The organism is Mesorhizobium sp. M7A.F.Ca.CA.002.09.1.1, assembly GCF_003998555.1.
GTDB lineage: Bacteria > Pseudomonadota > Alphaproteobacteria > Rhizobiales > Rhizobiaceae > Mesorhizobium > Mesorhizobium ciceri.
On record NZ_RZRR01000201.1, the window covers coordinates 1 to 7,248 of the forward strand.

The following is a 7,248-nucleotide window of genomic DNA, read 5'->3' on the forward strand; positions in this document are numbered from 1 at the left end:
GACTACGACTATCTCGATCCCAACGAGGTCAACCGCCGTTTCATCATCCTGACGCCGTCGCAGATCGACCTGCCGGTGGTGCACACCGCCTTCTCCAACACCTCGCAGCTGATGTTCGAGTTCATGTCCAAGAACCAGCGCGCCATCGATGCGCTGACGATCAAGGATGTCATCTACGGCGAGATCGAGGATTCCGTTCCCAAGGTCAACGATATCGAGGACCTGCTGTCGATCAGCCAGGTCGAGTTCAAGGTGCTGTCGGCTGAGGATGTGCTGGGCAAGGCCGCCGAGCTCGGCAAGCTCGTCGACCGGTTGAAGCAGGAGCCCGACGCCTGGCGCGACAGCGCCATGCTGAACCGCATGGTCGAGCTCGCCAAGATCTGCGGCGACATCCGCGAGAACGCGCTGGTGCCCGACCAGGTGATCTTCCGCCACAACGCCTACTGGACCAGCCATTTCGGTGGCCTTTACGTCTTCGTCGACCCGGATGTGACGACAGTGATCAGCGATCCTGCGGCGCCAGGCTTCCGCCGTTCGCGGCCGTGGCAGGTCAGCTATCTCTCCATTAACGACGCCGACAAGGTGTTCAAGTTCCTCGCCACCACCGGCCGCATCGAGTTGCCGCGCGCCTCCTGGGTCGAGGCCTCGGGCTACCTCGAGCACCGCGCCGAGATGGTGGTGCGCGCGCTGATCCGCGATGCCGAGCCGAACCGCAACTTGACCAATGTCGACAAGGTCTGGCTGCAGACCTGGTTCCAGAGCCATGCCGACCTGATCACCAGGGACGGCAATTTCCCTTTCCTCAACGCCGCCAAGCGCGAGATCGCCCAGCTCGGCCACCTGAAGATCGAGGATGTCTTCCCGCAGCAGCGCTTCCTGGTGATCCGCGCCAAGCCTGACCATCCTGACGCCTGGCTGACCAACCGGCTGATCTCGGATTTCGTGCCGTCGGACTTCGTCTCGCGCTACATCTTCAACAAGGACGGCTTCTACAAGGACTATGGCGGCTTCAGCGACGCCTGGCGATCGCATGTTGTGGACGTTCTCAAAACCACATATTTGAAGGACAAGGTGGCGTTTCGCACGCGCCTCTACGGCCTGACTGACTAGAACGAAATGAACCGTTATTTCGTTCTAACTTCTTGTTTTGGCGCATAATGTTATCCAAAAAGTCTGCAACTTTTTGGCATCATGCTTGAGGGGGTGACACAGCCATGCTCGATCCGATCGTGAACTTCTTCACCCGCATTTTCCAGTGGATCGGCCGCGGTATCGGGCTTTTGATCGGCGTCATCCTGTGGCCGTTCCTGTGGGCCGGACGCTGGTACACGCAACGCGGCTGGATCCTCAAGGCGGCGGTCGGCCTTGCTCTGCTGGTGCTGATCGGCCTCTATGCCAATTTCTTCTACGCCACCCAGTGGTGGAACAATTTCAACCCGAACTATCCAGACACCTACACGTTCGAGAAGCGCAATGTCTCCGCTGGCGAACAGGTCTCCGCCGGCGCCGGCACCGACACGGCCAAGACCTGCGGCAACTCCGGCATTGCCCAGATCGCCGCCGACCTGACCGACTTCAACGTCAACCAGAATGCCTGGATCTCGTCGATGATCCTCTACAAGCTCGGCCTGTTCGGCATCGACTGGGACAACACGCCGTGGATGGACAACAAGGCCTCCTTCCAGCGCGGCATCAACCAGGCGGTGCGGCGCACGGCGACCGAACTCGCCGACAATCTCGGCCGCGTCCGCACCACCTCGCAGATCGACAGCGATCTGCAGAATGCCCGCGGCAACCTGCAGTTCGACGAGGAGACCTGGTATTTCGGCCTGAACCCGTTCGGTCCCAAGACACCGACGCCGAGCTACTATCGCGACGCCGTGCGCATGCTGCGTTCCTTCAACGCTCGCCTTGCCACCTGCCAGGCGACATTCGACGCCCGCGCCGACAATCTGAAACAGTATATCGACCGCATCTCGTCCGACATCGGCTCGACCTCGGCGATCCTCAAGGAACGCGCCGAGAACCACAACAATGGCTGGTTCGACTTCCGCGCCGACGACCGCTACTGGTTCGCCTATGGCCAGCTCTATGGCTATTACGGCCTGATGAAGGGCGCCCAGGCCGACTTCGAGGACGTCATCAAGGAAAAGCATCTGCAGAACCTCTGGGACACGATGGACTCGCAGTTCGTTTCGGCACTGAAGATCCAGCCTTTCATCATCGCCAATGGCCGCGAGGATGGCTGGCTGTTGCCGACGCATCTGACGACGATGGGCTTCTATGTGCTCAGGGTGCGCTCCAACATGGTCGAAATCAGCAACGTTCTGACGCAGTAGCGCTGTTCCATTAGGGACCAGGCGATGGTGAATTTGCGCCGTCGCCTCTGTCGCATTCCGTGCATTGTGCGGCTGTTTTGAGACGGCGGAACGACGCGTCCTCTGGCTTCTATACGGCGCGGCAACGGAGCCAGGAAGAACCGACGACAGGTCGGCCGGTCCGCAGAAGAATTTTCTCAAGAGGAAACATAGTTGCATACAAGTTGACGCCGCGGCAGCGACAGGGTTAGAACATGCCCGCGCCCGGTTCCAACCTGCTTGCCAGTAAGACCAAACCCGTCCCCTCCACCGTCCAATCCAGAGGAAAGCCGTCATGGCCGAAGTGAAGTCCGACATCGAGATCGCGCGCGGCGCCAGGAAAAAGCAGATCCAGGAGATCGGCCAGAAGATCGGCATCCCGACCGAACACCTGCTGCCCTACGGCCACGACAAGGCCAAGATATCAGCCGAATTCATCAAATCGGTGAAGGGCAACAAGGACGGCAAGCTGATCCTCGTAACCGCCATCAACCCGACGCCGGCCGGCGAAGGCAAGACCACGACCACGGTTGGTCTCGGCGACGGCCTGAACCGCATCGGCAAGAAGGCGATCGTCTGCATCCGCGAGGCTTCGCTCGGCCCGAACTTCGGCGTCAAGGGCGGTGCCGCCGGCGGCGGCTATGCGCAGGTCGTGCCGATGGAGGACATGAACCTCCACTTCACCGGCGACTTCCACGCCATCACCACCGCACACAACCTGCTTTCGGCGCTGATCGACAACCACATCTACTGGGGCAATGAGCTCGGCATCGACACCCGCCGGGTCGTCTGGCGCCGCGTCATGGACATGAACGACCGCGCGCTGCGCGAGATCATCTGCTCGCTCGGCGGCGTCGCCAACGGCTTCCCGCGCGAGGGCGGTTTCGACATCACCGTCGCCTCGGAAGTGATGGCGATCCTCTGCCTGTCGACCGACCTGAAGGACCTGGAAAAGCGCCTCGGCGACATCATCGTCGCCTATCGCCGCGACAAGTCAGCCGTCTATGCCCGCGACCTCAAGGCCGACGGCGCCATGGCTGTGCTGCTGAAGGATGCCATGCAGCCGAACCTGGTGCAGACGCTGGAGAACAACCCGGCCTTCGTGCATGGCGGGCCGTTCGCCAACATCGCGCATGGCTGCAACTCGGTCGTCGCCACCACGACGGCGCTCAAGCTCGCCGACTATGTCGTCACCGAAGCCGGCTTCGGCGCCGATTTGGGTGCTGAAAAGTTCTTCGACATCAAGTGCCGCAAGGCGGGCCTGAAGCCGGCAGCGGCGGTCATCGTCGCCACCGTGCGCGCCATGAAGATGAATGGCGGCGTCAAGAAGGAAGACCTCGGCAAGGAAAACGTCGAAGCGGTGAAGAAGGGCTGCGCCAATCTTGGCCGCCACATCGAGAACATCAGGCAGTTCGGCGTGCCGGCGGTGGTTGCCATCAACCATTTCTATTCCGACACCGACGCCGAGATCCAGGCGATGAAGGACTATGTCGCCTCGATGGGCGAAGAAGCGATCCTGTGCAAGCACTGGGCACACGGCTCGGCCGGGATCGAGGATCTCGCCAACAAGGTGGTGGCACTGGCCGAATCCGGCGCCTCGCAGTTCGCGCCGCTCTATCCCGATGCCATGCCGCTGTTCGAGAAGATCAACACCATCGTCCAGCGCATCTATCGCGGCTCGGAAGCGATCGCCGACAAGTCGGTGCGCGACCAGCTCAAGGCGTGGGAAGACGCCGGCTACGGCCATTTGCCGGTGTGCATGGCCAAGACCCAGTATTCCTTCTCGACCGACCCGAACCTGCGCGGCGCGCCGACCGGCCACACCGTGCCGGTGCGCGAGGTCAGGCTTTCGGCCGGTGCCGGCTTCGTCGTCATCATCTGCGGCGAGGTCATGACCATGCCGGGCCTGCCGAGGGCGCCGTCCTCGGAAAAGATCTTCCTCAATGAGGCCGGCAATATCGAAGGCCTGTTCTAAAATCCTTCAATTCAAACAGAAAGGGCGCCGCAGCGATGCGGCGCCCTTTCTGTTTGTTCGGATAGCCCTAAGCAGCGCTGCGCGACAGCGCCCGCTGGTTGGAGCCGAAGATCGTGTCGCGCTCCGGCAGCGCGCCGGTCTGCAGGCACTCCACCCATTCGGCGGTCTTGAGCACGGCGGCGAAGCGCGACTGCAGGATGATCGTGACCACGCGATGGATCTCCTCGGCCGAGGCGTAGCCGGCGCTGTTGGCGTAAGGCACCGAGCCGGTCGCATCCGACAGGAACTCGACGGCAAAGCCCATATGCACGGCGTGGATAATGGTCGACAGGTCACAATTATGCGTCATGTAGCCGACCACCGTAATCGTATCGATGGCATTGGCGCGCAGCCAGTCTTCCAGATCAGTGCCGGTGAAGGCGGAGGGCAGGTTCTTTTCGACATAATGGTCGCGCTTGCGCCTGGCGATTTCGGGATGCAGTTCGCCGCCGTGACTGCCCTTGGCAAAGATCGGCGAGGTCTCGGGCGCCATCTGCTTGACGACCACCACCTTGATACCGGCAGCAGTCGCTGCATCCATGGCGCGTGCCACATTGACGACGCTGTCGCGGAACGGCGGATGCTGGATGGCGAGATTGCCGCCGTCGTAATCGTTCTGCACATCGACGACGATCAGCGCCCGGCGCGGCGTGGTGTTGGCTGGGTCAGACATGGTGTTTCCTTTCCGGCTTGAATTCGATGGATGGAAGATAGGCGGGCTGCCAGACAGCCGAAAGTGACCCGATTGACATCATTCGAAAGAATTGGGACAATCCGCATTCAACCGCTGGAAGCACCCATGAACGACCCGATCATTGCCGTCCTCGCCTTCGACGGCATCAGCCCGTTCCATCTTTCCGTACCGTGCCTGGTCTTCGGCGAGGACAGGACGGCGCTTGGCCTGCCGCGCTTCGACTTCCGCATCTGCGCGGTCAAGGCCGGGCCGATCCATACCGAAGCCGGGCTGACAATTGCCGCGCCGCATGGGCTCGAAGGGCTCGACGGCGCCGATATCGTCATCATCCCGAGCTGGCATCATCTGAGCGAACCGGTATCGCCGCTGCTGATGGAAGCGCTGCGCCATGCGCACCAACGCGGCGCCTTGATTGTCGGCCTGTGCCTCGGCACCTTCGCCATTGCAGCGGCCGGGCTGCTTTCGGGCCGACGTGCCGCGACGCACTGGGCCTATTGCGAACAATTGCAAACACTCCATCCCGACATCGCTGTCGATGCCGCGGTGCTCTACGTCGACAATGGCGATGTCGTGACCTCGGCCGGCGTCGCCGCCGGCCTCGACTGCTGTCTCCACATCGTGCGCGCCCGCTATGGCGCGGAAGCAGCACTGCGGCTTGCTCGCCAGATCGTGCTTTCCCCGCATCGCCAGGGCGGCCAGGCGCAATTCATCGAGCATCCGGTGGCAAGAAGCGCGGACGCCGACCGCTTCACCCAGGCCCTCGACGCGGTTCGCGCGACGCTTGGCGAAGCGCATAGCCTGGACCGCGTGGCCGAGGCCGCCGGCCTGACCCGCCGCACCTTTACCCGTCGCTTTCAGAAATCGATCGGCGCCAGCTTTGGCGATTGGCTGACCAGCCAGCGGATCGAACTGGCGCAGCGTTTGCTGGAAGCGACGGAGAAATCCATGGACATGATCGCCTTCGAAGCCGGCTTCGGCAGCGCCACCTCGCTGCGCCAGCATTTTTCGGCACGGCTCAAGACATCGCCTGCGCAGTATCGGCGCGAGTTCTCCAGGCGGGTCGATCAGGAAGAGCGCATGACGTATGTCCTGTCGTCCTGACCTGTTCAGCCCCGCTTGACCGGCCGCGCCGGATTGCCGATCACCGTGGCGTTCGCCGCCACGTCGCGCGTCACCACCGCACCGGCGCCGACGATGGCGCCTTCACCGATGCTGACGCCGCCAAGGATGACGGCTGAGCCGCCGATCCAGGCATTGGCGCCGATCTCGATCGGTCGGGCGATCTCCAGTCCGGCCTGCCGCCCACTGGCCTCCTTGTGGTGCTCGGCGCAGTAGATCTGCACGTTCGGGCCGAGCAGCGTTGCCTTGCCGATGCGCACGCTCGCCGTGTCGAGGATGGTGCAGCCGGTATTGAGGAAGACGCCGTCGCCGAGAAAGATGTTGAAGCCATAGGCGCAGTGGAACGGCGCCTCGATACGGGCGCCCTCGCCGGCTCTTCCCAGCAGTGCCTTCAGACCCGGCCCGAGATTGCCGCGTTGACGAGGCGGCAGCAAGTTGTGCTCGAACACCGCATCGCGCGCTATCATCCGCAACGACTCCAGTTCGTCATCGATGCAGGTATACCATTCGCCGGCCACCATTTTCACGCGCTCGCTCTCAGCCATGATGCGGTCTCCAGTTCACGTCCTTGCAAAGCACAAGTGCAGCCAAAAGCGCCGATGCCAGTACTGGTCAAATATTGGACCTATGGTAGCCTGTGACTCAAGGCCGTCTTGGCCCGTGATCGAGGGGGATCGACCATGCTCTACATTCTCGCACTTCTGATCGGCGTCATTGCCGGTCTTCGCGCCATGACGGCGCCGGCCGCCATTGCCTGGGGCGCTTATCTCGGCTGGCTGACGGTTGCCGGCACTTGGGCGAGCTTCATGAGCCATTGGGCGGCTGTCGGCATCTTCACCATCCTGGCCATCGTCGAGCTGGTCACCGACCAGTTGCCGTCGACGCCGAGCCGTAAAGTACCCCAGCAATTCGGCGCCCGCATCGTTACGGGCGCTTTCACCGGCGCGGTGATCGGCGCCACCGGTGGCGCCACCATCGGCGGCCTGATCGCGGGCGCCATCGGCGCTGTCATCGGCACGCTTGGCGGCGCCGAAGCTCGCGGCCGGCTCGCGGCCGCCTTCGGC

At 62.6% G+C, this 7,248-nt stretch carries 7 protein-coding genes; 5 read left to right on the forward strand and 2 right to left on the reverse strand.

The features are described 5' to 3' along the window. The 3 genes from EN994_RS11560 to EN994_RS11570 all read left to right on the forward strand — a co-directional run. Window positions 1-1,110, forward strand: a 1,110-nt coding sequence (locus EN994_RS11560) for a DUF6638 family protein (RefSeq protein ID WP_127307544.1), incomplete at its 5' end; no start/stop codon positions are given. Between the two features lie 104 nt (window positions 1,111-1,214). Continuing rightward, window positions 1,215-2,339 carry a DUF2333 family protein gene (locus EN994_RS11565; RefSeq protein WP_013529949.1) on the forward strand — a complete coding sequence of 375 codons (1,125 nt, stop codon included), beginning with the start codon at window positions 1,215-1,217 and terminating at the stop codon, window positions 2,337-2,339. 313 nt (window positions 2,340-2,652) lie between these two features. Further along, entirely contained in the window at window positions 2,653-4,332 is a 1,680-nt protein-coding gene (locus EN994_RS11570) for a formate--tetrahydrofolate ligase (RefSeq protein WP_013529948.1), read from the forward strand. 67 nt (window positions 4,333-4,399) lie between these two features. Here EN994_RS11570 and EN994_RS11575 read toward each other — a convergent pair whose 3' ends face one another. Then, a complete protein-coding gene (locus EN994_RS11575; RefSeq protein WP_013529947.1) occupies window positions 4,400-5,044 on the reverse strand; it encodes a cysteine hydrolase family protein in 645 nt (214 codons plus the stop codon). A gap of 126 nt (window positions 5,045-5,170) precedes the next feature. On the opposite strand from EN994_RS11575, the gene EN994_RS11580 reads away from it, so the two are divergent. Beyond that, window positions 5,171-6,166 (forward strand): helix-turn-helix domain-containing protein, encoded by a 996-nt coding sequence (locus EN994_RS11580; RefSeq protein ID WP_063168858.1) that lies wholly within the window; start codon window positions 5,171-5,173, stop codon window positions 6,164-6,166. Window positions 6,167-6,171: 5 nt separating this feature from the next. On the opposite strand, the gene EN994_RS11585 is transcribed toward EN994_RS11580, so the two are convergent. Further along, window positions 6,172-6,729 (reverse strand): sugar O-acetyltransferase, encoded by a 558-nt coding sequence (locus EN994_RS11585; protein WP_063168859.1) that lies wholly within the window; start codon window positions 6,727-6,729, stop codon window positions 6,172-6,174. A 135-nt stretch (window positions 6,730-6,864) separates the two neighbouring features. Here EN994_RS11585 and EN994_RS11590 point away from each other — a divergent pair. Beyond that, window positions 6,865-7,248, forward strand: a 384-nt coding sequence (locus EN994_RS11590) for a DUF4126 domain-containing protein (protein ID WP_127307545.1), incomplete at its 3' end; no start/stop codon positions are given.